We start from the raw sequence: 25,635 nt of genomic DNA on the forward strand, positions 1-25,635 counted from the left end.
TGGGCGCGGATACGATGGAGGGCGGCGCCGGGAACGATGTCTACACCGTGGACAACGCGGACGATGTGGTGACGGAACTCGCCGCCGGGGGCCTGGATGCCATCAGCGCCTCGGTCACCTTCACGCTGGGGGCGGAGGTGGAGCGCCTGGTGCTGACCGGCGCCGGCAACATCGACGGCACCGGGAACGAACTCGCCAACGTCATCACCGGCAATGCCGGGAACAACCTGCTGCGGGGCGAGGACGGCAACGACACGCTGAATGGCTGGCTGGGCGCGGATACGATGGAGGGCGGCGCCGGGAACGATGTCTACACCGTGGACAATGCGGATGATGTGGTGACGGAGATCGCCGCCGGAGGCCTCGATATCGTCAACGCCTCCGCCAGCTTCACGCTGGGGGCGGATGTGGAGCGCCTGTTCCTGACAGGCACTGCCGATATCAATGGCGGGGGGAATGGCGACGCGAACGTCATCACCGGCAATGCCGGTGCCAATCGGCTGCAGGGCGGCGGCGGCAATGATTCGCTGACCGGCGGTCTGGGCGCCGATACGCTGGAAGGCGGCGCGGGGCTGGATCGCTTCATCTTCGCGACGCTCGACAGCAGCCAGGCGGCCTCGCCCGACATCATCCTGGATTTCGTCCAGGGGCAGGACCGCGTGCAGGTGGATGCGATCGATCCGAGTACCGCGCCCGGCAACCAGGCCTTCCTCTGGATCGGTACCGCCGCCTTTGCCGGCACCGGCACCGCCCAGGCCCGCATCTGGCAGGACGGGACGGATACCTATGCCGGCTTCGATGACGGATCGGGCGGGCCGGCGGAGATGGTGATCCGCTTCACCGGCCTGCTGAACCTGACGGCCTCGGACTTCGTCCTGTAGCGCGGCGTCCTATTCCACGCGGATATTCGCGGCCGTCGCCACCGCCTTCCAGCGTGCCAGGTCCGCCTGCAGGAAGCGGTCGGCGGAGGCCGCGTCGCCGCTGCCGGGGCGCGCACCCTCCGTCGCCAGGTAGTTCGCCAGGCGCGGATCGGCCAGCGCCTCATTCGCCGTGGCGTTGACCAGGGCGCGTACTTCCGCCGGCAGGCCGCGCCGCGCAAGCAAGCCCCACCAGATCCCGGCCTCGTAGTTCGGCAGGCCGCTTTCCCGCGGCGTCGGGCCGGCGGGGCCGTTGGCGGGGCGCTGTTCCGACGTCCAGCCCAGCACCTTCACCCGCCCGCCCTGGATCACCCCGGCGGCGGAGGGCATGGTCGTGAAGATCAACTGGATGGTGCCCGCCACCAGGTCCGTCGTCGCCGGGCCCATGCCGCGATAGGGCACGTGGGACATCTGCAGCCCACCCGCTTCCCGCGCGAACAGCTCCGTCGCCAACTGGTTGATGCTGCCGGGGCCGGAGGATCCGTAATCCACCTTGCCCGGGTTGGCGCGGATATAGGCCGCGGCTTCCGCCAGCGTGTTCGCGGGGAAGCCCGGTGTCGCGATCACGACCAGCGGCGCGGTGGCCAGCAGGGCCACCATCTCGAAATCCTGGGCAGCGTCATAGGGCGTGCGCTGCACCGCCGCGCTGGTGGCGAAGGTGGAGGATGTGACCATCAGCGTATGCCCATCCGCCGGCGCTCGTGCGACCTCCGCCGATCCGATGGTGCTGCCGGCACCGGGCTTGTTGTCGATGACGAAGGGCTGGCCCAGCCGGCGCTGCATGATCTCCGCCAGCGGCCGCGCCACGGCGTCGTTGCTGCCGCCGGGCGGATAGGGGACGACGATGCGCACGGGCCGCTGCGGCCAGGGCGTGCCTTGTGCCAAGGCGGGCAAGGGCAGGGCGGCAAGCGCGATCAGGGCGCGGCGATGGAGCCTCATGGGGCGGTTTCCTCCTCGGTCTGGCGCGCAGTGTCGCGCCGGTGGCGCCCGCGCGCCACTCCCCCTGGCTTCCCTCCACGCGCCGCCGGGTGGATGCTGCACGTCACATGATGGGGAAGGAAATCGCATGAGCATCACGGGATGGCGCGCGCTGGCACTTTGTGCCGCGCTGCTGGCGCCGGGGCTGGCCCAGGCCCAAACCCCGGCTGGTGGCCCGATCACGCTGGAGCGTTTCGGCTCCTTCCACATCGGCGGCCGCCTGGTGGAGCTGTCCGGCCGCCCGGTGCGCGAATACCTGCCGACCGTCGGCGGCGCGCCTTTGCGCATCGACCCCAATGGCGTGCATGTCGTGGGCCAGATGTATGCCCGCTTCATGGTCCCCGCCCCCACGCGCGGCACGGCGCCCCTCATGCTGTGGCACGGCGCCTACCTGACCGGCGTGACCTATGAGACGACGCCGGACGGGCGGGAGGGCTGGGAGCATTTCTTCCTCCGCCGCGGCTGGACCACCTATGTGACCGATGCGGTGGAGCGCGGCCGCAGCGGCGCCGCCATGTCGCCTGAGATCTATTCGCCCCCGCTGCACCTGCCCACCGCCAACCCGTGGGAGCGGTTCCGCATCGGCGATGGCGCGGGGTCCCACGCCCGCGGCACCACGCTGCCGGGCAACCAGTTCCCGACCGACCAGGCCAGCTACCTGAACTTCATGCGCCAGGTGGTGCCGCGCTACCTGGATACGGATGCGGATGTGATCGCCGCCTATATCGCGCTGCTGGAGCGTACCGGGCCTTCGGTCGTCATCGCCCACAGCCAGGGCGGTGCCTTCGCCTGGCAGGTGGCGCAGCGGCGGCCGGACCTGTTCCGAGCGCTGGTGCTGGTGGAACCCGCCGGCACGGGCGTGGCGGCGGAAGCGGCAAAGCTCCGCGGCATTCCCCAGCTGCTGGTCTATGGCGACTATGTCGATGCCGACCCGCGCTGGTCCGTCATCCGCACCAATGCGCGCCGCTTCTCCGCCCTGGTGCGGGAAGCGGGCGGCAGCGTGGAGGATGTGGATCTGCCGTCCCGCGGCATCCGCGGCAACAGCCACATGGTCATGATGGACCGCAACGGGGATGCGGTGGCAGGGCTGATCCAGGACTGGCTGGCGGCGCAGGGGTTGTACCGCTGACCACTCCCCAGCGCCTTCCGGGGGGCCTCCCTTGGGCGCTGATCGCCGCGGCATGCCTGGCCATGTTCGCGGCCTCCGCCAGCGGCACGACGCGCGCGCCCTTCCTGCTGGACATGGCGCGCGACCTGGGGGCGAGCCTGACGCTGACGGCCAATGTCATGGCCTTCACCTCCATCGCCTGGGGCAGTGCTTCCCTGATGGCGGGCGCGCTGTCGGACCGCTTCGGGCGCCGGCCCTTCCTGGTGCTCGGGCCGGCCGGCCTCGCGCTGGGCACGATGGGCGTCGCGGTGTCCGGCAGCTTCGCGGGGGTCGCGATCTGCGCGACGCTGGCGGGCGCTTCCGCCGGCACCTGCACCGGCGCACTGATGGCTGAGGTCTCCTCCCGCGTCCCGGACCGGCAGAGGGGCCGGGCGCTGGGATGGGTGATCGCGGGGCAGTCCATGGCGCTGCTGGTGGGGGTGCCGGTGGCGGCGTGGATTGGCGCCTTCATCGGCTGGCGCGGCGTCAACTGGTGCGTGGCGGCGGTGACGCTGCTGGCGGCACTCGGCCTGTTCGCCACCACGCGAGGCCCGGCGCCGGTGCCGGCGGGCGGGCGCAAGCCCAGCGTCAGCTACCGCGCCGCGCTGTCGCCGCTGGTGCTGCGGCTGCTGGCGATGGGGGTGGCGGAGCGCAGCTGCTACGGCCTGGCCGTGGTGTTCTTCGCGACCTTCCTGCAAGCGACCTATGGCGTGCCGCTCGCGACTCTCGCGATTCCGCTGGCGATCTTCGCCCTGGGCAACATCCTCGGCACCATCGTCGGCGGGCAGCTGGCGGACCGGTTGCCGGACCGGCGCGTGACCTATGCGGGGGCGATGCTGGCGGCGTCTGGCATGGCGGTGCCGCTGTTCCTCTGGACCAGCGGGCTGGCGGGGTCCGTGGCACTGGGCTTCGTCTTCGTCTTCTGCGCCGCCATCTCCCGCCCCAGCCTGATGGCCGCGCTGGCGAATGTGCCGGATGAGGTGCGGGGTACGGTGCTCGGCCTGAACGTGACCAGCGCGGCCTTCGGCTGGCTGGGCGCGGCGAGCCTCGGCGGGCTGGTCATCGCCACCTTCGGCTTCGCCGGTTTCGCGCCGCTGGCCGCGGGCTTCGGCCTGCTGGGCGCGGTGCTGGCCGTCACCGGGCGCCGTTCAGCGTGAGATGCGGGCCTGCGTGATCCGCGTGTAGTCGTAGCCCGTCGCCCCGTAGGTCACGCCGCGGCGGGAGGCCCAGAAATTGGTCATTTGGTACAGCGGGATGAGGCCAGTTGGCGTGCTTGGGCTCGTTGGGGTTGGCCCTCGTGGTCTGGAGGGTGCCCGTGACGATCTTGAGTTCGATTGGCTTTCGGGGTCTCCATGCCATGCGGTTGCTCCTGGATCAGCGTTCGCAGCTGTTCACCCAGGCGGACACTTTCTCCCTGCATTTCGCACGCGCGGGAAAAGGTAGGGCGACGATGCATCCGCCCCTTGGTGCTAGCATTTCGAGGGCATCTACCCTGGTAGAGAAAACCTGACTCAGGCCTGACAGGCCATTGAGATCATTGATAAATTTAGAGTCATTTCCGCCTGATCCGCGCTCTGATCGGTGACATTGTCGTCAAAGCGCAACGGTGCTTGGATTGGCGTGCTCGAACGCCGGTCTCCAAGGGAAGTGCACATGTTCACTCTAGGCGTTTCGGCGCTGATCATCGGCGCGGCGCTGGCGCTGTATGGCCTGCTGGGCAACGCCTCGGTGCCGTCTGGCGGCTCATTCGCCGGCCTTCCCGACCGGATACTGAACCTAGGCCTTATCGCTGAGCAACTGGCCTTCGTGTTCCTCGGTGGTTCGATGATGGTCGTTGGCGCGGTGTTTGTTATCGGAGCTGTGCTGAAGAAGTCCCTGAACACCGTGGACGGCCGCCTGCAAGGCGCAATCCATTATCAGGTTGGTCGGGCTGCTGCGACCGATACAGCTGCGGCACGGGCTAGCCCTGTGCTGACCGCAAAGAGCGTTGTCACGCAGGCAGAATACGATGCCGGTTGGATGGAGGTTGAGGCCGCAGCGCTGCGCGCCGGGTGGTCGCTCAAGCGGGACGGCCAATTCATCCAGATGGAGCGCGACGATGGCACCAAGCGCCGGCTCGTGGGCATGACATCAGCGCGCGAGTATTTCGATCTACCTCCGCTGGCTTCTACGAAGCCGCAGATAGAGGAAGGCGATGTTCGTCGATAGGCAAGGGAAAACTGCTAGCCGATGTGAGCTCATGCCGCTTGCATGCTGGCGAACAGACATGTCGCATCTGCGATGAGATCGCTCGCACCATTTGAGGGTGCTCGCCTCAAGATCACGCGGGCCGCCATACATATCGATGAGTTGGACAGCGCCATCGCCGCCTACCTGGCAAGAAGACCGGCTGCCATCGTCGTCGAGCAACCTGTGATGTGGGTGGAGTTCGATTCCTACGCTTGGGTAGCACGGCTTCGGCAACCTGTGCCCACAGAGCTGGCGGCGATCATCGGGGACGCCGTGCATAACCTGCGGGCATCTTTGGATCTACTGGCCACCGACCTTGTCAGGCTCAACGGGCAAAGCACGCGCAATGTGCACTTTCCTTTTGCCAGCAACGCTGGTGAGTTGCAGGGCCAGATCAAGCAGAAGGGAATGTCACGCGCTGCTCCGCACGTCGTGGAATTGGTGCGTCAGCTGCAACCCTACACGGGAGGAAATGTCGCCCTTCGCGGTCTCCATGACCTCGATCTCCGGGACAAGCACCAGGCGTTGATCCCGGTGATTGCCGCTGCCTGCATTCCACCTGCCGTCCTGGACTTCCGTGGGTCTTCAACCCCGATCCCTGAGTGGAGGTCCGCGATCCCGCACGACGGCTTTCAGATGGTGATCCTTCCTCGGACCAAGAACATGGCGATCGGCTGCGAAGTGCCAGCGACCTTCACCGTGGTATTCCCGAAGGACACGCCGCTCGCGAGCCTGGAGGTCGTGCCTGCTCTGCGTGAACTGCACCGCTACGTGGGTCATGTGGTCGATCAGTTCGCGGCGCTTTGTGAGGGGCAGTGCTTTCCCACCCTTCCATCTGAATGGACGCAACCCACGGCTTGATGGTCAGCCGCTGTGCCGCCCCCGGTGTTGTCAACACCGGCGTCGCTGCCAGCATCAGCGCCATCGCCCCGCGAAGGATCGTCTTCATCGCCCGCTCCCGTTTTCCTCGCGCGGCAGCATGGCATGGGCCTGCGGGGCTCGATACAGTGAAGGCCTGGGCAGGAGGAAACGCGATGCTCTCCATCAGGCCGATGCAGCCCTTCGGGGCGGAGGTGCTGGGCGCGCCCGCATCCCTCGAACTCAGTGATGCCGATTTCGTAGCGGTGGAGCAGGCCTGGGGGCGCCACTCCATCCTGGCATTCCGCGGCATCACGGCGACGCCCGCGCAGCAGATCGCCTTCACCAGGCGCCTTGGCCCGCTGCACATCATGCAGCCGCCGCAATACAACCTGGATGGCCATCCCGAGATTTTCGTCGTCGGCAATGCGACCGAGGATGGCAAGGCGGTGGGCATGCGCGATGCCGGCATGGGCTTCCACAGCGATGGGGAGGACAAGGCCGTCCCCAACGCCGGTTCATTCCTGCAGGCGATTCAGGTGCCACCCGAACGCGGCGACACGCTCTTCGCCGACATGGTCGCGGCCTGGGATGCGCTGGAGGAGCCGTTGAGGGCAAAGCTACGCGGCCGCCGCGCCCGATTCAGCCGCGCCGCGCTGCACCACGTGCACTACCCGCATCTGCCGCCGCTGACGGACCAGCAGCGGCGCGACCGCCCCGATGTCTGGCACCCCATCGCGCGGCGCCATCCCACCAGCGGCCGCGTCGCCCTCTACATCGGCCGCTGGGCGGTGGAGATCGAGGGCATGGCGGCGGAGGAAGGCACCGCGCTGATCGCCCGCCTGGTGGCCCATGCCCAGGACCCGTCCCGCATCTATCGCCACCTCTGGCGGGCTGGCGACGCCGTGCTGTGGGACAACCGCGTGACGCAGCACTGCGCCACGCCCTTCGACAGCACCCGCTACACCCGCCGCATGCACCGCACGACGCTTGAGGGCGAGGTGCCGCTGCTGGCGTGACCGCTCAATAAAGCCGCGGCTTGTCCAGCAGGTTCCGCATCGCCTCCGGCCGACCTTCCAGCCACAGGCAGAGGTTGTGCAGGAAGATGTCGGTGATCCGCCCATTCTCCCCATCCACCGTGCTGGCGGAATGCGGGCTGATGAGCACATTCGGCATGTCCCAGAGCGGGCTTTCCGCGGGCAGGGGCTCCACCTCCGTCACATCCAGCGCGGCGAAGCCGATATGGCCGCGGCGCAGCGCATCGATCATCGCGATCTCATCCACCACCTGGCCGCGCGCGATGTTCACCAGCGCGATGCCGGGCTTCATGGCGGCGATGGCGGCGGCATCGATCATGCGCTCCGTCTCCGGCGTGTGCGGCACGGTCAGCACGGCGGCGTCGGCGCGGCCCAGCGCCTGGTGCAGGGCCGATACCGGCAGCACCTCATCGAACAGCGCGCCATGGTCGCGGGATTGCGCGGGGTTCCGCGCGATGGCGATGACATGCATGTCGAGCGCCTTGGCGATCCGCGCGCTGCCCCGCGCCAGGTCCCCCGCGCCGAGGATCACCAGCACCCGCCCCGCGATCTCCTGCCCGCAGACGCGCAGCCAGCGATGTGCGCGCTGCTCCGCGCGCAGATAGTCAAGCTGCCGGAAATGCGCGAGCAGCGCCATGAAGACGAATTCCGCCAGCGGCTGCGCATGCACGCCGCGCGCCGTCGTCACGATGATCGGGCTGTCGATCAGCCCGAGCTTCGCCACCGCCTGGCCGACGCCCGTGCTGGTGGTCTGAATCCAGCGCAGCTTCGGCATCACGGCGAGTTCCGCGGCCGATGGCAGGTCGAAGGCGATGGTCGTGCGCGGCAGCAGTGCCTCCCACCGCGCCTGCTGTTCGGGCGTGCGCGTCAGGGGCTCGCCCTTGTGGTCATTGCGGTAGCGCGTGGTCGCCAGCAGGCCGGGCTCATACATTACCTCCACCCGGTCCGGCGCGAAGGCGGCGATCCGCGCGACATGCTCGGCTTCGAGGGGGGAGGTGATGAGGATGGTCTCGCGCTGCATGATCGCCGTCTCCGTGGTTGTGGCGATCATGCGGAGGGTGGGGAAGGGCGGCAAGGCGCGGGCGCCAAACCAGTCTCCCCCTTTCCCTCGACGGCGGGAGAGGGTCGGGGTGGTTGGCCGCCACGCGCCCCCGTGGCAGCCTTGCGCCGCCGCAACGGGGGAACTGCCATGGACCACATGCTGGACATCGAGGCCGATGCCCGCCGAGCCTTCGACGCCATCCGGAAGGGCGGCATCGCCATCCTGCCGATGGATGTCGGCTATTCGCTGATCGGCAGCGGCGACGCCGCGCTGCGTAGGATCTTCGATACCAAGCGCCGCGCGCCCTCCAAGCTCAACGCCATGGTGGGCGACCAGGCCATCCACCGGGAGATCCACCTGCTGGATACGCGCCAGCGGGCCATCGTGGATGCCATCACCCAGGATCACGGCCTGCCCCTCGGCCTGATCGCCCCGGGCCGGATGGACCACCCGCTGCTGCGCGCCCTGTCGCCGGAGATGCTGGGCCGCAGCACCAAGGACGGCACCGTGCTGATGCTGCTGAATGCCGGCGCCTTCGAGGAAGCGATCGGCCGCCTCTCGCTCCGTCACGGCGTGCCGCTGTTCGGATCCTCGGCCAATCTCAGCCTGTCCGGCACCAAGTTCCGGGTGGAGGACATCGAGCCCGAGGTGCTCGGCATCGCCGATGTCGTCATCGATTACGGCCTGCGGAAGTGGCACTTCTACCGGCAATCCTCGACGCTCATCGATATCCGCACGGTGACGGCCACGCGGAAGGGGTCCTGCTTCGATGTCATCTCGGACATCCTGGCGCGGCAGTTCGGCATCACGCTGAACGACCCGACCCAGGCCTGACGATGCGCGCCTGGGTCTCCGCCACCGCGCAGCGCCTGGCCTTCCTCGGCGCGGATCCGCTGGCGCTGCTGGACGCGGTCGATGCGGTGGTGGCGCGGGACCCGGACAATGCGTTGCGGGATTTCCTGCACGCCTGCCTCGATGTCCTGGGCCAGGCCCTGCCGCCCGGCGAGGCCGGCGCCGAAATCCTGGCCCTGTCCGCCATCGCCCGCGCGGAGATCGCGGGCGCCTGCGATGACCGCGCGATCCTGGCGCGGGAGGATGCGCTGATGGACCAGCCCGCCCCCATCCCCTTCGCCGCGACGGTCCCGGGCCGCGTGGTGTGGCTGGCCGCCATGGCGGCGCGGGTGCCGGACCAGGAAGGCCCGGCCGCCGTGATGCTGGTGAATGACCTGGCGGCGGTCGGCCAGGACCTTCCGCTGCGCGCCTTCAGGAAGGCGGCGGGCTGACCTTCGCCGCGTGCCGCGACACCGTCGCGCGTTCGCCCAGCAAGCCGCGCGGCCGCACCACCAGGATCACCGCGATCAGCACGCCGATCAGCACCACCTGCAGCGCCGCGCCGCGCGCCTGCTCCGCCACCGGCAGCATTTCCCGCAGCGCACCGCCGCTGACGGTCCAGATCGCCCAGACCAGCACCGCGCCCAGCACCGCGCCCGCATTGTTGCCGGACCCGCCGACGATCAGCATCGCCCAGATCTGAAAGGTGAGGATCGGGAGAAAATCCTCCGGCGCGATGTAGCCGACGAAATGCGCGTAGAGCGCGCCGCCCAGCCCCATCACCATGCAGCCCATGACGAAGCTCTGCAGCCGGAACGCCGCCGCCCGCTTACCGAGCGAGGCCGCCGCCGCCTCATCCTCGCGAATGGAACGCAGCACCCGCCCCCAGGGGGAGGCCACCAGCCTCTCCAGCCCCCACCAGACCGCCGCCAGCACCGCCAGCACCAGCGCCAGGTAGCCGAGGTTCCAGGCCAGCCCGGTGCCGAGCCACCCCGCCAGCGGCTTCGGGATGGACTGGATGCCGAAGGGCCCGCCCGTGATCGCCGTGGCGTTCAGCGCCACCAGCTGGATCGTCACCGCGATGCCGAAGGTTGTGATGGCCAGGTAGTCCTCCCGCAGCCGCAGGGCCGCGACGCCGACGATGAAGGCGGCGATGCCGGACAGGGCCATGGCGCCCAGCCACCCCACCAGGATCGGCAGCCCGAAGCCGCCGAAGCGCGCCGCATCCTCCGGCCCCGTCAGCAGGGCGGAGGTATAGGCCCCGATCGCGACGAACCCCGCGACACCCACATTGAACAGGCCGGTGAACCCCCATTGCAGGTTCAGGCCGAGCGCCATGACGGCGAAGATGCCCGCGAAGACACTGAAGAAGGCGAGGTAGGAGAGCAGCGACAGCGCATCCATCACGCCTTCTCCCCGAACAATCCGCGCGGTCGCAGCAGCAGGATCGCGATCAGCACCAGGAAGGCCGTCGCCAGCCGGTATTCCGCGCCGAACAGCGGCACGGAGAAGCTCTCCGCCAGCCCCACGATCAGCCCGCCCGCCACCGCCCCCCAGACGCTGCCGATCCCGCCCAGGATCGCCGCGGCGAACAGCGGCAGCAGCAATTCGAAGCCGAGCCCCGGGCGGATCTGCCCGACCAGCCCCGCCATCACGCCCGCGACGGCCGCCAGCCCCGCGCCGATGACCCAGGTGGCACGCACCACGCCTTCCACATCCACCCCCGCCACCCGCGCCAGCGCCGGGTTCTGCGCCGTGGCGCGCATCGCCCGGCCGAGCGTCGTCCGCGTCAGCAGCAGATGCAGCCCGATGACGGCGGCGGCGGTGACGCCCAGCACCAGCATCTGGTCCGGCGTCACGCGCAGGCCGCCGAGCGTGTCCCTCGGAACCAGCCGGATCGCGATCTGGATCTCCCGCGTGTAGTATTCCGGCAGCGTGCCATAGAGGAATTGCAGCAGGTTCCGCAGCGCGAGCGCCGCGCCGAAGCTCGCGATCACCAGCGTGATGGCGCTGCCGGTGCGGCGCAGCCTGGCGAACAGCGCCCAGTCCAGCACCAGCGCCAGCATGGCCGTCAGCGCGGCGGACGCCACCATCGCCACCGGCAATTGCCAGCCGAAGGAGAAGGGCTCGATCGGCTCCATTACCCCCGCGCCCGTCACGGCCAGCGTCAGCGACAGGGCCGAGACGGCGAGATAGGCGCCCCAGGTCAGGAACTCGCCCTGGCCGAAATTGGCGAAGCGCAGGATGGAATAGGTCAGCGTCAGCCCGACGGCGCCGAGCGAGATGACGGAGCCCACGACCAGCCCATCGGCGATGAGTTGCAGCATCTCAGTGCACCCCGCCGCCAAGATAGAGCCCCGCCAGCCGCCCATCATCCGCCAGGTCGGAAGCGGCGCCGACGAGCCTCTCCCGCCCCTCCACGAGGACCGCCGCGCGGTCCGCGATGGCCAGCGCCGCCTTCACATTCTGCTCCACCAGCAGGATGGTCACGCCGGTGTCCCGCACCGCCTTCAGCCTTTCGAACACCACTCCCACCAGCAGCGGCGACAGCCCCGCGGAGGGTTCGTCCAGCATCAGCACGGTGGGGGAGGCGACGAGCGCCCGCGCCACCGCCACCATCTGCCGCTGCCCGCCCGAAAGCCGGCCCGCCGGCAGCCCGCGCTGTCGGGCCAGGTCCGGGAACAGTTGGAACATCGCGTCGATCGACCCGCGCCGTGCCTTCGGCACCAGCGCCGCGGCCAGTTGCAGATTCTCCAGCACGGAGAGGTTGGCGAAGACGTTTTCCGTCTGCGGTACGAAGCCCAGGCCCTCCCGCACCATGCGATGCGCCGGCGTCTTCGTGATGTCCCGGCCGTCCAGCATCACGCTGCCCGACCAGATCGGCACCAGCCCCGCCGCCGCCTTCACCAGCGTGGATTTTCCCGCGCCATTGGGGCCCAGCAGCGCCACGATCTCCCCCTGCTGCACCGTCAGCGACGCGCCGCGCAGGATCGGCAGCCCCGGCTCGTAGCCACCCTCGACGGCGCAGAATTCCAGCGCCGGGCTCATGCGATCCCCCACAATGAAAGAGCGGGCATCATGCGATGCCCCGCAATGTAAGAGCGGGCATCATGCGATGCCCCACAATGAAAGAGCGGGCATCATGCGATGCCCGCACCGAGATAGGCTTCGACGACGCGCCGATCCGCCCTGACGGCCTCCGGCTCCCCCTCCATCAGCTTCTTCCCCTGCGCCAGCACCAGCACCGGGCGACACAGCGACATCACCAGTTCCATGTTGTGCTCGATTATCAGGAAGCTCGTCCCCTGCGCGTTCAGGGCCGCGATCTTCTCCATGATCGTCGCCAGCAGCGGCGGCGCGACGCCGGCGCCAGGCTCGTCCAGCAGGATCAGCCGCGGCTCCGCCACCAGCACCCGCGCCAGTTCCAGCAGCTTTCTCTGGCCGCCCGACAGCACGCGGGCGGGTTCCTGCGCCAGGCGCGTCAGGCCGACGAAATCCAGCCAGTGCAGCGCGCGCTCCCGCACGCGCCGCTCCTCCGCGGCCACCGCGCCAGGGCGCAGCCAATTTGTCCAGAACCGCTCCCCCTGCTGCCCGGGGGGGGCGAGCATCACATTCTCCAGCACCGTCATGGCGGGGAAGGGGCGGGGGATCTGGAAGGTGCGCGCCATGCCGAGGCCGAAGACCTCATCCGGCCGCCGCCCGTCGATCCGCGTGCCCTCCAGCGTCAGGGTGCCGGAATCCGGGCGCAGGCTGCCGGCCAGCAGGTTGAACAGCGTCGTCTTGCCCGCGCCATTCGGCCCGATCAGCCCCGTGATGGCGCCTCTCGCCAGGGTGAAGGAAACATCCTCCACCACCGGCGGCCCGCCGAACCCCTTCGTCAGCCCCTGCGCCACGAGCATTGCGCGGCTCTCTCCCCGCCATTACCGCGCATCAACCTTCGCGGCGCCGCCGGGTCAAGGGCCAACCCGCTTGCCCTGCCCGGGGGCTTCGACCGATATCGAGGGGAACCGGGATGGGCAGCATGGACGAGGACGGATTCGATCTCTGGGACCTCCGCGTGGAGGTGGTGGCACCGCCCGGCGCGAAGCTCTGGTGCGGCGCTGTCCCCGGCGACCATTTCGAGCTGAAGGGGGAGATGCTGCACCTGCCGCCAGGCCAGGGGATGTCGATCTACTCGATTGCCGCCGTCCTGCCGCTGCTGGCCGCCAAGCAGCGCATGACCCATCCCGCGGATTGGATGAGCACGGATGCGGAAGTGGCCTGCCCCGATCCCAACTGCCCCTCCCGCCTCCGCATCACCCGCACCGCGAAACGCCGCTTTCGCCATGCGGAGACGACGGCGGTTCCGATGAAGGATTTTCCCCAGTGACCGTCGAACGCACCGAGCTTTCCCCGGGCTATTCCATCGCGCGGCTTCTGCGCGGTGGCTGGCAGCTGGCCGGCGGCCATGGCGATGTCGAACAGCCCCGCGCCATCGCCGACATGCGCGCCTTCCTCGACGCCGGCGTCACCACCTTCGATTGCGCCGACATCTACACGGGGGTGGAGGCGATGATCGGGGAGTTCCGCGCCACCCTTCCGCCCAGCGACCGCGCCCGCCTCCAGGTCCACACGAAATTCGTGCCGGACTGGTCCGATCTCCCGCGCGTCGATTTCGACTATGTCGAGCGCATCATCGACCGTTCGCTGATGCGCCTGAAGGCGGAGCGGCTGGATCTGGTGCAGTTCCACTGGTGGAACTACGAGGTTCCCGGCCAGGTGGAGACCGCGCTGCACCTCCGCGAACTCCAGCTTCGCGGCAAGATACACAATATCGGCGGCACGAATTTCGACACGCCCAGCACGGCGGCGATGATCGAGGCCGGCGTGCCCCTGGTCTCCATGCAGGTGCAGTATTCGCTGCTGGACCGGCGCCCGGCCGGGCTGCTCTCGGGCCTCGCCGCCGGCAGCGGGCTGCGCTTCCTATGCTACGGCACCGTCGCCGGTGGGTTCCTGTCGTCGCGCTGGCTCGGCCAACCCGCGCCGGCGGAACCCCTGGCGAACCGCAGCCTGGTGAAATACCGCCTGATCATCGAGGAATTCGGCGGCTGGGATTCCTTCCAGGAACTGCTCCGCCTGCTGGACGGAATCGCCCGCAAGCATGGTGTCTCCATCACCGCCGTCGCCACGCGCTGGGTGCTGGACCAGCCCCATGTCGCCGGCGCCATCGTCGGCGCGCGCTATGCCGAACACCTGCCAGACAATTTGGCCGTCTTCCGCTTCGCGCTGGATGCCGAGGACCGCGCCGCGATCGACGCGCTGCTCGCAAGCTGCCCCGGCCCGGGCGGCGATACCTACACGCTGGAACGGGACCGCGAGGGTCCGCATGGCAGGATCATGAAGTATGACCTCAACAAGGAATGAGGCCTGCGCGGCGGAGATCGTCGCGCTGCACCAGGTCTTCGAATCCTGGCTCGGCGCGCCGGGGCAGGGCGACTTCACGCGGTTCGAGGCCGCCTTCGCGGAAGGCTTCCAGATGGTGCTGCCGTCCGGCGCCCGCTTCGACCGCGCCGGCATCCTCGACTTTCTTCAGTCCGCCCGCGCCGTCCGCGGCCCCGGCTTCCGCATCGCGGTGGAGGAGATCGAGACCATCCACGAGGCCCCCGGCCGCGCGCTGATGCATTATGTCGAGCGCCAGTGGTTCGGCACGCAGGAAACCGCCCGCCGCGCCAGCGCCCTGTTCGACACCAGCGTCACGCCGCCACGCTGGCTGTTCGTGCAGGAAACCTGGGTCACGCCTCCGGCCTGAGCACCTGCCCCAGCCAGGCGATCCGCCGCGCCGCCTCCTCCAGCGTCGCGGCGCGTGTGGCGTGGCGGAGGCCGGAGAAGTAGCTGACCGGCGTCCAGGCGCCGGCATCCTCCGCATCCCGCCGGAAGGCCTCGAACCCGAAGCTGCCGTCGGGGCGCAGGAAGACGTCCACGCAGCGGTCATGCTGCTCGTTCTCGATGCTGTCCAGTACGACCCATGAGGGATCGAGGCGCTTCGCCATGCGGCTTCTCCAAAGGTGCTGCATAGCGCGGCGCGTGAATCGGCGCGCGCCTGGCCGGTGAGCCTGGACAAACCCGGCCTGACTCGGGCATTCCGGTGGATAATCATCCATCTGCCGGGGGGCCTTCCGATCATGTCCTTTGCCCGTCGCGCGGCATTCGCCGCCGCCGTCGCCGCCGCCGCTTTCGGGGCGCTGCCTGCGGCGGCGCAGGCGCCTGCCTGCACCCACAATGTGGGCATGGTCGTCTCGCTCACCGGCCCCGCCGGCCGCTTCGGCCAGGCCGCCGCGAAATCCGTCGAGCTCGCCTTCAACGAGCTGAACGCCGCGGCCGGTGCCACCGGCATCGCGGGCTGCCGCCTCGGCTTCGATTTGCGCGATGCGCAATCCCAGGGCAGCGTCGCCGTGGACCAGGCGCGGCAGCTGGTGGATTTGCGGCGCACGCCCGCGATCATCGGCGGCATCATCTCCTCGGTTTCCATCCCCATCGTCACCTCCGTGACGGGTCCGGCGGGCGTGGTGCAGATCTCGCCCGCTTCGTCCTCGCCGACGTTGACGCGCATGGCGGTGGAGGGCCAGACCCGCGGCTGGTTCTTCCGCACCATCACCTCGGACGCGCTGCAGGGCACAGCCGCCGCGCGATACGCCATGGACCAGGGGCTGCGGCGCCTGGCGATCATCCACGTCAATAACGATTTCGGCGTGAACATGGTGAACGAGTTCCGCCGCGCCTATGTCGCGCTCGGCGGCACCATCATCTCCACCACGCCCTACAACCAGGGCCAGGCGAGCTACGCACCGGAAGTCACCAACGCGCTGCGCGGCGATCCGCCGGCGCTGTATCTCGTCAGCTACCCCGGCGACGGCACGACCATCGCGCGCACTTGGATCCAGCAGGGCGGCCCCGCGACCTTCCTGCTGAATGACGGCATGAACAGCGCCGACTTCATCCGCGATGTCGGTCCGCGCTTCCTGAACAACGCCTTCGGCACCTCCTCCGGCACCGTCTCCACGCCATCCACCGAATACTTCGCCCGCGCCTACCCGCCGATGTCCGGCGGCTTCGGCGCCGGCGCCCCCGCGGCCGACCGTGCCTTCGATGCCGCCGCCATCCTCGGCCTGGCCATCGCCAAGGCCGGCCGCTTCGAAGCCGCCGCCATCCGCGAAGCGATCCGCCAGGTGACGGCGCCCGGCGGCACGGAAATCCATGCGGGGCCGGAGGGCTTCGCGCGCGGCCTCGAACTGATCCGCGCCGGCCAGGCCATCCGCTACATCGGCGTCATCGGCCCGGTGGAATTCGACGCGAATGGCGACATCACCGGCCCCTTCCGCAAGTGGCGCATCCAGAACGGGGAGATCACGACCGTCGGCCAGATGACGGTGGAGGAAGTGCAGGCCGTGCAGCGCCAGCTGCCGCCGCGCTGAAGCCACCCCCGACGCCGGTCCCCTTGGGGCCGGCGTCAACCGCTTCTTTCCGCCGCCCTCCCCACTCTCCGCGCAGCCCGACCACCCCGACAGCGGAGCGCGCCATGACCCGGATCCCGACCACCGGCTCGATGCCCAGACACCAGCCGGAACCGCGGCGGCAGGAGAATTTGCCCGTCACGGAAACGGTTCTGATCGTCGGCGACGCCGCGCCCATCATCGCCAAGGCGCCCCGCGATGCCCTGGCGGAGGCGTCGGCCGGGGCGATCGGCGGCCTGCTCCGTTCTCTCCGCGACCGCTGACCGGCGACACGGCGCGCGCGGAATCTCAAGGACCCTGACCATGCCCCACCGGCCCCGCCCCCCGCGCACGCTCCTCGCCCCCGGCCTGCCCGCCAGCCGCGTCGTTACCGGCCTCTGGCAGGTCGCGGACCAGGAACGGGATGGCCGGACGCTGGACTACGCCGCCGCTGCGGCCGCCATGGCCGAATACGCCGATGCGGGCTTCGACAGCTTCGACATGGCCGACCACTACGGCGGCGCCGAGGAGATTTTTTCCCGATTTCGCGCCCTCGGCGGCCAGGCCTCCGTCTTCACGAAATGGGTGCCGACCCCGGGGCCGATGACGAGGGAGGTCGTGCGGGAGGGCGTCGGTCGCAGCATCCAACGCCTCGGCGGCGTGCCGGACCTCATGCAGTTCCACTGGTGGTCCTTCCGCCACCCCGCCTGGCTCGACGCCCTCAAGGAAATGGCGGCGATGCGTGCCGACGGGTCGCTGAAGCATATCGGCGTCACGAACTTCGATACCGACCACCTTCGCGTCGCCGTGAAGAACGGCATCCCCATCGCCACCAACCAGGTCAGCTTTTCCCTGCTCGATCGCCGCGCCGCCGGCGCCATGTCCGATTTCTGCCTGGCGCATGGCGTGAAGATCCTGGCCTACGGCACCCTCGGCGGAGGCTTCCTCTCCGAACGCTGGCTCGGCGCGGAGGAACCCGCGGAAGCCGACATTACCGACTGGTCCAAGATGAAGTACCGCCGCTTCATCGAGGCGATGGGCGGCTGGCCCGCCTTCCAGCGCCTGCTGCGCGAAGCCGACGCCATCGCGAAGAAGCACAGCGTCTCGCTCAGCAACGTCGCCACCCGCTGGTCCCTGCAACACCCGGCCGTCGGCGCCGTCATCCTCGGCGCCCGGCTGACCGAAGCCGAGCACCGCGCCGACAATCTGCGCCTGTTCTCCTTCGCATTGGATGAGGACGATTTGGCGCGCCTCCGCCATGCCTTCGGCGAAACGCAGCCCATCCCCGGCGATTGCGGCGACGAATACCGCAAGCCGCCCTACCTGACGGCCTCCGGCGACCTCAGCCATCACCTCGACAGCCTGCCGAAGATCTACAACGCGACGGAATTCCGCCCCGGGCGGCTTCGCGTGGACAGCGGCAGCATCTGGGAAGCCTCCTGCGGCTACAGCCGCGCCGTGCGCGTTGGCAACCGCATCCTCGTCAGCGGCACCACCGCCACCCACACCGATGGCAGCACCGTCTGCCCCGGCGACGCCGGCGGCCAGGCCATCTACATCCTGGACAAGATCGCCGCCGCCATCGAAACCCTCGGCGGCACCATGGACGACGTCATCCAGACACGAATCTGGCTGCGCGACGCCAATGACTGGGAGGCCGTCGGCCGCGTCCACGGCCGCGTCTTCGCAACCGCTCGCCCGGCGAACACCCTGCTCGAAGTCGCACACCTCGTCGGGCCGTATGCGGTGGAGATCGAGGCGGAAGCCGTGGTGGGGTAGGGCGGCACCGGTTGCACGGGGAATGGGCTCCGCCCCTTCCCCGTACCCCTTCCCCGCAAAGGGGCAGCGGCCCCTTTGATCCCCCTTCAATCGATGGGTGATGGGAGGGGCGCCGAAGGACCGTCGAACAAGCGGGCGCGTCGTGCCCCTCCCATCACCCATCGATGCAAAGCCTGGGGTCCAGGGGCCCGCTGGCCCCTGGCGGGGTGAGGTCTGGAGAGGGGCCGGAGGCCCTTCTCCAGGACCCACAAGGCGCGCCCTTACGTCCTCACAGCAGCCCGCGCCCGATCCCCCCATCGGCCGCGACGGATTGGCCGACCACGTAGCTGCTGCGCGGCGAGGCGAGGAAGGCCGCGACGTCGGCGATTTCCTCGGCGGCGCCGAAGCGGCCGAGGGGGATGTCTTCCGCGAAGCGGGCCAGGATGGCTTCTTCCGTCGTGCCTTCCGCCTTGGCCATCGTGGCCGCCCGGTTGCGCCACAGCCGGGTGATGGTGCGGCCGGGGGAGACCGCGTTGACGCGGATGCCTTCCGGGATGAGTTCGGCGGCCAGCGTCTTCACCAGCGCGATGTGCCCGGCCTTGTGGACGTTGGAGACGATCTGCTCGGCATAGGGCATGCGGGCGCCGGCGGCGCCGAACAGCACCACGCGGGCGCCCCCGGCGCGGCGCAGGGCGGGCAGCAGGCCGCGCACCACGCGGACGGTGGCCAGGATGTTGAACTCCCAGTTCTGCCGCCACTGGTCATCCGTCAGCTTCTCGAAGGGCGATCGGTGGCTGCCGCCGACGGCCATCACCAGGATATCGAGCCTGTCGTGCCGCACTTCCCAGGTGGAGACCAGCGCATCCACCGATTCGGCCTGCGTCGCGTCGCAGGCGATGTGATCCATGCCCAGGCCCGTCGCGACCTCCGCCAGCGCGGTGGCGTCGCGGGAGGCGATGGTGACGCGCGCCCCATCCTCCGCCAGCGCCTTGGCGGTGGCCAGGCCGATCCCGTCGCTGCCCCCCACGACCAGAGCCAAATCGTCCTTGATCCGCAGATCCATGCCTGGAGTCCCGTCCCTTGAGTTGGGCGGCAGGGTCGCGCGGGTGGGCCCAGGCAGCAAGGCGGGCAGCAAGGCAGGCCTGGCCCACGCGCTGGTGCGGCTGGTCTTCGTGGCCGGAACCCTCGGCACGAAGCGGGGTTGAGGCGGCAGGTCGCAGAAGGAAGTCTTCCATGCCCCGCGGCGATAAGTCGAAATACACCGGCAAGCAGAAGCGCATGGCCGAGCATATCGAGGAAGGCTACGAGGCCCGGGGCGTCCCGCCGGAGGAAGCCGAGGCGCGTGCCTGGGCGACCGTCAACAAGCAGACCGGCGGCGGCAACCTCTCGGGTTCCGGCCGCGGTGTGCCGGACACCCATGTTTCGGCGAAGCGGGGCGGCAAGAAGGGTGGTGCGGCGGCCGCCGCCCGCACGCCGGAACAGCGCAGCGCCTCCGCCCGCAAGGGCGCCGAGACCAGGCGGCGCAACGCCGCGGCGAAGCTGCATTGACCATGCGCCCCTTCCTGCTGGCCGCGCTGGTCGTCCTGCCCGTGGCGGTCGCTGCGCAGACCCCGCCGCGGACGGAGCGCCCCGCGCAACCGCCATCCCGCGGCGACGGCCCCCGCGGCAATGACGTGATCGAGGGGCCCGTCCAGCCGCGCATTCCCCGCGGTGTCCTGCACCCGCCCGGCAATGTCGATCCCGGCATCCAGGCCCCGGCGCCCGTGCCCCGGCCGGGGACGACGCCGGTGATCCCGCCACCGGGCACCCCGGGCGGCGATCCTTCACCCCGGCCCCGGTGAACGCGGGGGCGGCTTCCGCGTTGGGATTGCATGACCCATCCCAGCCGGATCGCCCCCGTCCTTTCCGACCCCACCCCCTCGCCGGACCCGGTTCCGGGCGATCTGCCGGGCCTGCCGCCGCTGGAACCCCAGCCGGCCGCCCCGCCGGAGGCACCGCCGCCGATCCCGCAATTGCCTGGCCTGCCGCAGGTGGAACCCGGCCCGGCAACGCCGCCGGCCGAGCCGCTCCAGCCCCCGCCGGAACCGCCGCCCGGCTTCCCTGGGCCGGGTCGCGGCGCGCCCATCCCGGACCCCTCGCCGGGCCCCGAGGTGCCGGGGCCGGCCGGCCCGATGGAGGTACCGGACATCTCCCCGGCCTCGCCGGGGATCATCCGCCCGATGGCGGTCAGCGGCGTTCGGTGTCCCTGGGCGTGACGCCGTAGCGCGCCACCAGCGCCCAGACATGGGCGGGGATCATCGACTTCATCCGCCGCGGTTCGGCGCGGCGAAGATGGAGAACGGTCTCCACCGCCTTCATCTCGACCCGCGCGCGGGCGAATTCCAGCCCGCGCGGACCGATGCGCGGCATCAGCCAGCCCACGATCGGCCGTAGCCAATCCGGCATCCGCCGCAGCGGCAGGCCGCCGGCGGCGCGTTCGGTGTTCGCGAGAAAACCCTTCACCGCGCCGCCGCGCTTGCCCGCGCTGCCGGGCGTGCTGGTCACGACCTCATTCCCCAGCAGCGCCAGCAATTCCTCACCGCGCTCGTTCCGCACCAGCAGCCACTGTTCCCCCTGGCCGCCCATGTAGCCGACGGTGATGTCGGCCAGCACGTTGGTGTAGTCCACGCAGGTCCGGCAGGTCAGCGGGAAGAAGTCGCCGGGCAGTTGGCTGATGGGCAATTGAAGAAAGGGGATTTCCCGCGTGCGGCCATCGGCGAAGCGCAACTCCACATGGAAGTCGGCGCGGAATTCCAGGTAGGTGATGGTCTCCGGCGCCTCGTCCAGCAGGGCCAGGAACTGGTGGAAATTGTCCGTGGTGGTGTTGTCGGAGCAGGGCGTGCCGATGACGAACAGCCGTTCGAAGCCGAGTTCCCGTTCCAGCGCCCGCAGCGCATAGACCTGGCAGGGAATGCCGATCAGGGCGATCCGCTTGTGGCCGGCGGCGCGGGCGGGTTCCAGCAGGGCCAGCAGCGGCGCGTAGCCCATGCGCATGCCGCGGCAGAGCGCCATGTCCTCGGCCTTCGTGACCAGCACGGGCATGGGCTTCCACTTGTCCGCAGGGTCCGGCGCCATGCACAGCACGGCATCCACCGCACCGGTCTCCAGCAGGCGTTCGGCGATGCGCGTGGTGATGCCGGTCCATTGCGCGCCCGGCGCGGGGTTGGCGAGCCTGGCCCTCACCATCCGCCGATGTGGGCCGAAATGCAGTTCATCAGGCCGCGCCGCATCGCGCGCGCGCCCATGCACCTGCGCCTCCAGCGCGGGGTAGTCCGGCTTGATGAACTGGCAGGCGCGGCCGCAGGCCTTCGGATCGCTGCTGCGGGAGATGCCGCAATCCGTGCAGAGGCCGCGCGGCACGGCCGGCCCGATCACGGGTGTCTGCAACCCCATCCCTGCGCTTCCCCCAGCCATTCGAGCGAAGGCTAGGGGAAGCGCGGGGCAGTTGCTACACGCCCTCGCAGCCCAGGCGCTTCAGGGTGGCGTCGACCCAGGACCGGTCGATGGTCCCGGCCTCGATCTGCGCCATCTGCTTCTGCTCGGCGGCCTGCTTGGCTTCCGTCGCGGCCAGCACCTTTTCCGCGTCGTCGAAGCCAATGGCTACGAAGCCGTCATCATCGCCCAGGATCATGTCGCCGGGCTCGATCACCATGCCGTCGATGGCGATGGCGACGTTGATCTCGCCCGGGCCGTCCTTGTAGGGGCCGCGATGCGTGACGCCGGCGGCAAACACAGGGAAATCCTGCTGCGCCAGGGCCAGGCTGTCGCGGATGGCGCCGTTGATGACGATGCCGGCCAGGCCGCGCCTGACCATCTGCGCCAGCATCAGCTCCCCGATGATGGCGTTGGTCAGGTCGCCGCCCGCATCCACCACGACCACGTCGCCGGGGTTGGCGATGTCGATGGCCTTGTGGACCATGAGGTTGTCGCCCGGCCGGGTCTTCACGGTGAAGGCCGGCCCGGCCATGACGCCGCCCTTGTGCATCGGCCGGATGCGCGGCCCGGCCGCGAACATCCGCGCCATGCTGTCGCTCACATTGGCGACGGGCAGGGGGCGGAACCGCTCCACGATGGCGGGGGCGACGGCGCGGGCGCGGGGCAGGATGCGGAAACCGGCGGGCATGGGGATCTCCAGGGCTGGGATGGCTTCGCCCTACAGGCGTGCCCCCGGCCCGGCAAGGTGCCCGCGCGCGGCCTTGTCATGCCGCCTTTCGCCGCCGCCGCGCGATGAAGCCCCTGGAACCACGACAGGAGCATCCCCCATGGCCAGCGTCATGCGCAGCGCATCCGCCCACTGGACCGGCGGCGGCAAGGACGGCACCGGCCACATCTCCTCCGCCAGCGGCGTGCTGAATGAAGCGCCCTACGGCTTCAACGCCCGTTTCGGCGACGGAAGCGGCACGAACCCGGAGGAGTTGATCGGCGCCGCCCATGCCGGCTGCTTCACCATGGCGCTGGCCTTCCGCCTGGCGAAGGACGGGCTGGCGGCGGAAAGCCTCGACACCACCGCCAAGGTCACGATGGAGCAGGAGGGCGAGGGCTTTCGGATCACCCGCGTCGCGCTGAGCCTCCGCGCCAAGGTCCCCGGCACGGATGAGGCGACCTTCAAGGCGCTGGCCGAGGAAGCCAAGGCCGGCTGCCCCGTCTCCAAGCTGCTGAAGGCCGACATCACGCTGGAGACGGTGTTCGAGCCCGCGTGAGCGCCGGGGAGGCCGCCCTCACGCGATCCGCGTGGGCAGCGGCCTTCCCGCCATCGCCGCCGCGACATTGTCCCGCATCAGGCGGCCCATATCCTTCCGCGTCTCGAAGCTGCCGCTGGCGGCATGGGGCTGCAGGAGCACGTTCGGGAAGGTGAGGAATTCGGGGTCGATGTTCGGCTCGTTGAGAAACACGTCGAGCCCCGCCGCGCCGATCCGCCCGGCGCGCAAGGCGTCCAGCAGCGCGGCCTCATCCACCACCGTGCCGCGGGATACATTGACGAAGATCACGCCGGGGTTCAGCGCCTCGATCGCCGCGCGATCCACCAGGCCGCGGGTGCCGGCACCGCCGGCGGCTGCGATGCAGAACACATCGACATGCGGCGCCATCGCGGCGGGCGTCGGGTACCAGTCATGGGCGACGCCCTCCTTCCTCGCCCGCGCGCTGTAGGAGATCGGCATCCCGAAGCCCTCCGCCCGCCGCGCGATGGCGCTGCCGATGCGGCCGAGGCCCACGATGCCGAGCCGCTTGCCGGAAACCCGCGTGTTGAGCGGCATCGGCCCGAGCCTGGCCCAATCCCCGCTGCGCACCCAGGCATCGCCATGGCGGACGCGCCGCGCGGCGCCGAGCATCAGCAGGATGGCGAAATCGGCCACCTCCTCCGTCAGCACATCCGGCGTGTTGGTGACGGGAATGCCCCGCGCCCGCGCGGCATCGAGGTCGATGGCATCCACGCCGACGCCGTAGCAGGCGATGATTTTCGTCAGTGGCAGCGCATCCATCAGCGCCGCGTCCGCACCGATCTCGCCCTTCGTCACGATGGCGACGGTGCTGTCACGCGCATCGGCCAGCATCGCCGCCTTGTCTGCCGCCCGCCAGTAATGGAACAGGTGAAAGTCCTGCTCCAGCGCCGCCACGTCCCATTCGGGAAGCTCGCCAACCAGCAGCAGCCCAGGCTTGTCCGACATCGTATTTCCCCGCAACGTCCCCGGCCATCAATGGCAGGAGGCGTCGATGACGCAAGGCTTGTTCGACCTCAAGGGTCGCCGGATTCTCATCACGGGGTCGAGCCGCGGGATCGGCTTCGCGCTCGCCCGCGGCCTCGGCCAGGCCGGCGGCTCCATCATCCTCAACGGCCGCGACCCGAAGGCGCTGGGGGAGGCCGCGAAGACCCTGGCCGCCGAGGGTATCGACGTGACGGAGGCCGGCTTCGACGTGACGGACCCGCACGCCCTGGATGCCGCGGTGGAGGAGCTGGAAGCCCGTGTCGGCCCCATCGAGGTGCTGGTGAACAACGCCGGCATCAACCGCCGCTTCCCCGCCACCGAGGTAACGCCCGAGACCTTCCGGGAGGTCCAGGCCGTGAATGTGGAGGCGGTGTTCTTCATGGCCCAGGCCTGCGCTCGCCGCATGCTGAAGCGCGGCCACGGCAAGATCGTGAATATCGCCAGCGTGCAATCCGAACTCGGCCGCGCCACCATCACGCCCTATGCCGCCAGCAAGGGCGCGGTGCGGACGATGACGCGCTCGCTCTGCGCCGAATGGGCCAAGGGCGGTGTGCAGGTGAACGCCATCGCGCCCGGCTACTTCGCCACCGAACTCACGAAGGTGCTGGTGGAGGACGAGGCCTTCACGGACTGGCTGTGCAAGCGCGTGCCGGCCGGCCGCTGGGGCCGCGTGGAGGAACTGGTTGGCGCCGCCGTGTTCCTGTCCTCCGCCGCGTCGGACTTCGTCAACGGCCACCTGCTGTACGTCGATGGCGGCATGACGGCGGTGGTGTGACGCGCGGTGAGGGCGGCGCGTGCTACTGCGCCGCCGCCCCCGCCTGCTGCGCCAGGCGCCGATAGCGTTCCCGCGCGGCTTCCAGATGCCCGCGCATGGCGTCCCGCGCCGCGGCCGAATCGCCCGCCGCGATGGCTTCCGCCACCAGCCTGTGCTCCCGCCGCACCTGTTCCAGATAGGCGCGCCGCTCCCCGTCGCTCCGCTCCACCAGGCCGAGCGCCCGGCGGGGAATCGCGTGCCGGCCGAGCACTTCCAGCAGCCGCAGGAAATGCGGGTTGGCCGTGGCGGCGAAGATGGCGCGGTGCAGGGCGAAATCGGCCTCCGCCCCGTCGCTGCCCGATGCCATGGCGGCATCGAAGGCGGCCTCGGCTTCCCGGATCGCGGCCAGCCCGGTTTGGTCCCGGCGCAACGCGGCCAGGCCGGCGGCCTCCACCTCCAAGGCCAGGCGCAGTTCCAGCACCTGGATGACCTGCTGCAAGCCCTCCGCCTCGCTCGGCGTCAGGCGGAAGATGCCCTCCCCGGGCCGGTCGCTGACGAAGGCGCCCACCCCCTGGCGGGTGAAGACCAGGCCTTCCGCCCGCAGCGCGGCTACGGCTTCCCGCACCACGGTGCGGCTGACGCCGGCTTCCCGCATCAGGTCCTGCTCGGTCGGCAGGCGGGCGCCCGGCGCCAGGCGGCCGCTGCGGATTTCCTCCGCCAGGCGATGCACCAGCGCGCCGGTGAGGTTGGCGGGCGAACGGAGCGGCGCCATGCCGATATGGCGGCCACTCATGCGGGAACACCCCGGGCGGGGCAGGAGGGATCAGTCATCATATGACCTGACGACGCTACGTCGCCGGGCCCGGCCCGT

The 25,635-nt window shown here is 69.9% G+C and carries 31 protein-coding genes; 19 read left to right on the plus strand and 12 right to left on the minus strand.

What is annotated here, in order from left to right; translation table 11 throughout:
• Positions 1 to 881 (plus strand): calcium-binding protein (locus ACTIE5_RS02970; RefSeq protein WP_439548201.1); only part of this gene is annotated, 881 nt, incomplete at its 5' end.
• A gap of 9 nt (positions 882 to 890) precedes the next feature.
• On the opposite strand, the gene ACTIE5_RS02975 is transcribed toward ACTIE5_RS02970, so the two are convergent.
• Complete coding sequence (locus ACTIE5_RS02975) at positions 891 to 1,856, minus strand: tripartite tricarboxylate transporter substrate binding protein (protein ID WP_439548202.1); 966 nt, start codon at positions 1,854 to 1,856, stop codon at positions 891 to 893.
• Between the two features lie 127 nt (positions 1,857 to 1,983).
• Here ACTIE5_RS02975 and ACTIE5_RS02980 point away from each other — a divergent pair, with 127 nt between their 5' ends.
• The 5 genes from ACTIE5_RS02980 (at position 1,984) to ACTIE5_RS03000 (ending at position 7,148) form a co-directional block, all read left to right on the plus strand.
• Positions 1,984 to 3,024: an alpha/beta fold hydrolase gene (locus ACTIE5_RS02980; protein ID WP_439548203.1), complete on the plus strand. Its 1,041-nt coding sequence runs from the start codon at positions 1,984 to 1,986 to the stop codon at positions 3,022 to 3,024.
• A 62-nt stretch (positions 3,025 to 3,086) separates the two neighbouring features.
• Entirely contained in the window at positions 3,087 to 4,199 is a 1,113-nt protein-coding gene (locus tag ACTIE5_RS02985; protein WP_439548204.1) for an MFS transporter, read from the plus strand.
• A 496-nt stretch (positions 4,200 to 4,695) separates the two neighbouring features.
• The gene (locus ACTIE5_RS02990) at positions 4,696 to 5,250 is read left to right on the plus strand and encodes a hypothetical protein (protein WP_439548205.1); all 555 of its coding nucleotides are present in this window, start codon (positions 4,696 to 4,698) and stop codon (positions 5,248 to 5,250) included.
• 72 nt (positions 5,251 to 5,322) lie between these two features.
• On the plus strand, positions 5,323 to 6,132 hold the full coding sequence (locus ACTIE5_RS02995; protein WP_439548206.1) for a hypothetical protein: 810 nt from the start codon (positions 5,323 to 5,325) through the stop codon (positions 6,130 to 6,132).
• A 173-nt stretch (positions 6,133 to 6,305) separates the two neighbouring features.
• The gene (locus ACTIE5_RS03000) at positions 6,306 to 7,148 is read left to right on the plus strand and encodes a TauD/TfdA dioxygenase family protein (RefSeq protein WP_439548207.1); all 843 of its coding nucleotides are present in this window, start codon (positions 6,306 to 6,308) and stop codon (positions 7,146 to 7,148) included.
• Between the two features lie 4 nt (positions 7,149 to 7,152).
• Here the strand turns inward: ACTIE5_RS03000 and ACTIE5_RS03005 are convergent, their stop codons facing one another.
• The gene (locus ACTIE5_RS03005; RefSeq protein WP_439548208.1) at positions 7,153 to 8,187 is read right to left on the minus strand and encodes a D-2-hydroxyacid dehydrogenase; all 1,035 of its coding nucleotides are present in this window, start codon (positions 8,185 to 8,187) and stop codon (positions 7,153 to 7,155) included.
• Positions 8,188 to 8,355: 168 nt separating this feature from the next.
• On the opposite strand from ACTIE5_RS03005, the gene ACTIE5_RS03010 reads away from it, so the two are divergent.
• Both ACTIE5_RS03010 and ACTIE5_RS03015 read left to right on the plus strand, forming a co-directional pair.
• Positions 8,356 to 9,042, plus strand: coding sequence for an L-threonylcarbamoyladenylate synthase (locus ACTIE5_RS03010; protein ID WP_439548209.1), 687 nt, complete (start codon positions 8,356 to 8,358; stop codon positions 9,040 to 9,042).
• 2 nt (positions 9,043 to 9,044) lie between these two features.
• Entirely contained in the window at positions 9,045 to 9,491 is a 447-nt protein-coding gene (locus ACTIE5_RS03015; protein ID WP_439548210.1) for a hypothetical protein, read from the plus strand.
• Here ACTIE5_RS03015 and ACTIE5_RS03020 read toward each other — a convergent pair.
• From ACTIE5_RS03020 to ACTIE5_RS03035, 4 genes are all read right to left on the minus strand, one after another.
• The gene (locus ACTIE5_RS03020) at positions 9,472 to 10,443 is read right to left on the minus strand and encodes a branched-chain amino acid ABC transporter permease (protein ID WP_439548211.1); all 972 of its coding nucleotides are present in this window, start codon (positions 10,441 to 10,443) and stop codon (positions 9,472 to 9,474) included. The two genes, ACTIE5_RS03015 and ACTIE5_RS03020, sit on opposite strands and share 20 nt — an antisense overlap.
• Positions 10,443 to 11,366 (minus strand): branched-chain amino acid ABC transporter permease, encoded by a 924-nt coding sequence (locus tag ACTIE5_RS03025; RefSeq protein WP_439548212.1) that lies wholly within the window; start codon positions 11,364 to 11,366, stop codon positions 10,443 to 10,445. The genes ACTIE5_RS03020 and ACTIE5_RS03025 overlap by 1 nt, the downstream gene beginning before the upstream one ends.
• A 1-nt stretch (position 11,367) precedes the next feature.
• Positions 11,368 to 12,087 (minus strand): ABC transporter ATP-binding protein, encoded by a 720-nt coding sequence (locus tag ACTIE5_RS03030; protein ID WP_439548213.1) that lies wholly within the window; start codon positions 12,085 to 12,087, stop codon positions 11,368 to 11,370.
• A gap of 92 nt (positions 12,088 to 12,179) precedes the next feature.
• Positions 12,180 to 12,938, minus strand: coding sequence for an ABC transporter ATP-binding protein (locus ACTIE5_RS03035; RefSeq protein ID WP_439548214.1), 759 nt, complete (start codon positions 12,936 to 12,938; stop codon positions 12,180 to 12,182).
• A gap of 122 nt (positions 12,939 to 13,060) precedes the next feature.
• Between ACTIE5_RS03035 and ACTIE5_RS03040 the strand changes: the two genes are divergently transcribed.
• Genes ACTIE5_RS03040 through ACTIE5_RS03050 form a run of 3 tightly spaced genes read left to right on the plus strand, consistent with a single transcriptional unit; the run spans position 13,061 to position 14,827 of the window.
• Positions 13,061 to 13,408 carry a TIGR04076 family protein gene (locus tag ACTIE5_RS03040; protein ID WP_439548215.1) on the plus strand — a complete coding sequence of 116 codons (348 nt, stop codon included), beginning with the start codon at positions 13,061 to 13,063 and terminating at the stop codon, positions 13,406 to 13,408.
• Entirely contained in the window at positions 13,405 to 14,442 is a 1,038-nt protein-coding gene (locus ACTIE5_RS03045; protein WP_439548216.1) for an aldo/keto reductase, read from the plus strand. Before ACTIE5_RS03040 ends, ACTIE5_RS03045 begins: the two co-directional genes overlap by 4 nt.
• Positions 14,423 to 14,827 (plus strand): DUF4440 domain-containing protein, encoded by a 405-nt coding sequence (locus tag ACTIE5_RS03050; RefSeq protein ID WP_439548217.1) that lies wholly within the window; start codon positions 14,423 to 14,425, stop codon positions 14,825 to 14,827. Before ACTIE5_RS03045 ends, ACTIE5_RS03050 begins: the two co-directional genes overlap by 20 nt.
• Here ACTIE5_RS03050 and ACTIE5_RS03055 read toward each other — a convergent pair.
• Entirely contained in the window at positions 14,811 to 15,068 is a 258-nt protein-coding gene (locus tag ACTIE5_RS03055; protein ID WP_439548218.1) for a hypothetical protein, read from the minus strand. The two genes, ACTIE5_RS03050 and ACTIE5_RS03055, sit on opposite strands and share 17 nt — an antisense overlap.
• Before the next feature lie 132 nt (positions 15,069 to 15,200).
• Between ACTIE5_RS03055 and ACTIE5_RS03060 the strand changes: the two genes are divergently transcribed.
• From ACTIE5_RS03060 to ACTIE5_RS03070, 3 genes are all read left to right on the plus strand, one after another.
• Positions 15,201 to 16,490, plus strand: a complete 1,290-nt coding sequence (locus tag ACTIE5_RS03060) for an ABC transporter substrate-binding protein (RefSeq protein WP_439548219.1) — start codon at positions 15,201 to 15,203, stop codon at positions 16,488 to 16,490.
• A 104-nt stretch (positions 16,491 to 16,594) separates the two neighbouring features.
• Positions 16,595 to 16,792: a hypothetical protein gene (locus tag ACTIE5_RS03065; protein ID WP_439548220.1), complete on the plus strand. Its 198-nt coding sequence runs from the start codon at positions 16,595 to 16,597 to the stop codon at positions 16,790 to 16,792.
• 40 nt (positions 16,793 to 16,832) lie between these two features.
• Positions 16,833 to 18,287 carry an aldo/keto reductase gene (locus tag ACTIE5_RS03070; RefSeq protein ID WP_439548221.1) on the plus strand — a complete coding sequence of 485 codons (1,455 nt, stop codon included), beginning with the start codon at positions 16,833 to 16,835 and terminating at the stop codon, positions 18,285 to 18,287.
• A gap of 268 nt (positions 18,288 to 18,555) precedes the next feature.
• Here the strand turns inward: ACTIE5_RS03070 and ACTIE5_RS03075 are convergent, their stop codons facing one another.
• Positions 18,556 to 19,329, minus strand: coding sequence for an SDR family oxidoreductase (locus ACTIE5_RS03075; RefSeq protein ID WP_439548222.1), 774 nt, complete (start codon positions 19,327 to 19,329; stop codon positions 18,556 to 18,558).
• Positions 19,330 to 19,499: 170 nt separating this feature from the next.
• On the opposite strand from ACTIE5_RS03075, the gene ACTIE5_RS03080 reads away from it, so the two are divergent.
• The 3 genes from ACTIE5_RS03080 to ACTIE5_RS03090 are packed head-to-tail and all read left to right on the plus strand — an operon-like array spanning position 19,500 to position 20,521.
• On the plus strand, positions 19,500 to 19,814 hold the full coding sequence (locus tag ACTIE5_RS03080) for a plasmid stabilization protein (protein WP_439548223.1): 315 nt from the start codon (positions 19,500 to 19,502) through the stop codon (positions 19,812 to 19,814).
• Between the two features lie 2 nt (positions 19,815 to 19,816).
• Complete coding sequence (locus tag ACTIE5_RS03085) at positions 19,817 to 20,107, plus strand: hypothetical protein (RefSeq protein ID WP_439548224.1); 291 nt, start codon at positions 19,817 to 19,819, stop codon at positions 20,105 to 20,107.
• A 30-nt stretch (positions 20,108 to 20,137) separates the two neighbouring features.
• Positions 20,138 to 20,521: a hypothetical protein gene (locus ACTIE5_RS03090; RefSeq protein WP_439548225.1), complete on the plus strand. Its 384-nt coding sequence runs from the start codon at positions 20,138 to 20,140 to the stop codon at positions 20,519 to 20,521.
• Here the strand turns inward: ACTIE5_RS03090 and ACTIE5_RS03095 are convergent.
• Together ACTIE5_RS03095 and ACTIE5_RS03100 are read right to left on the minus strand one after the other, a co-directional pair.
• Complete coding sequence (locus ACTIE5_RS03095) at positions 20,493 to 21,698, minus strand: Coenzyme F420 hydrogenase/dehydrogenase, beta subunit C-terminal domain (protein ID WP_439548226.1); 1,206 nt, start codon at positions 21,696 to 21,698, stop codon at positions 20,493 to 20,495. The two genes, ACTIE5_RS03090 and ACTIE5_RS03095, sit on opposite strands and share 29 nt — an antisense overlap.
• Before the next feature lie 55 nt (positions 21,699 to 21,753).
• Positions 21,754 to 22,428, minus strand: a complete 675-nt coding sequence (locus ACTIE5_RS03100; RefSeq protein ID WP_439548227.1) for an RraA family protein — start codon at positions 22,426 to 22,428, stop codon at positions 21,754 to 21,756.
• 139 nt (positions 22,429 to 22,567) lie between these two features.
• Between ACTIE5_RS03100 and ACTIE5_RS03105 the strand changes: the two genes are divergently transcribed.
• On the plus strand, positions 22,568 to 23,005 hold the full coding sequence (locus tag ACTIE5_RS03105; RefSeq protein ID WP_439548228.1) for an OsmC family protein: 438 nt from the start codon (positions 22,568 to 22,570) through the stop codon (positions 23,003 to 23,005).
• A gap of 18 nt (positions 23,006 to 23,023) precedes the next feature.
• Here the strand turns inward: ACTIE5_RS03105 and ACTIE5_RS03110 are convergent, their stop codons facing one another.
• Positions 23,024 to 23,971 carry a 2-hydroxyacid dehydrogenase gene (locus tag ACTIE5_RS03110; protein WP_439548229.1) on the minus strand — a complete coding sequence of 316 codons (948 nt, stop codon included), beginning with the start codon at positions 23,969 to 23,971 and terminating at the stop codon, positions 23,024 to 23,026.
• A gap of 46 nt (positions 23,972 to 24,017) precedes the next feature.
• Between ACTIE5_RS03110 and ACTIE5_RS03115 the strand changes: the two genes are divergently transcribed.
• The gene (locus ACTIE5_RS03115; protein WP_439548230.1) at positions 24,018 to 24,785 is read left to right on the plus strand and encodes an SDR family oxidoreductase; all 768 of its coding nucleotides are present in this window, start codon (positions 24,018 to 24,020) and stop codon (positions 24,783 to 24,785) included.
• A gap of 22 nt (positions 24,786 to 24,807) precedes the next feature.
• On the opposite strand, the gene ACTIE5_RS03120 is transcribed toward ACTIE5_RS03115, so the two are convergent.
• Complete coding sequence (locus ACTIE5_RS03120) at positions 24,808 to 25,557, minus strand: FadR/GntR family transcriptional regulator (protein ID WP_439548231.1); 750 nt, start codon at positions 25,555 to 25,557, stop codon at positions 24,808 to 24,810.
• Positions 25,558 to 25,635: the final 78 nt, after the last annotated feature.

Source organism: Falsiroseomonas sp. (assembly GCF_051859025.1).
GTDB lineage: Bacteria > Pseudomonadota > Alphaproteobacteria > Acetobacterales > Acetobacteraceae > Falsiroseomonas.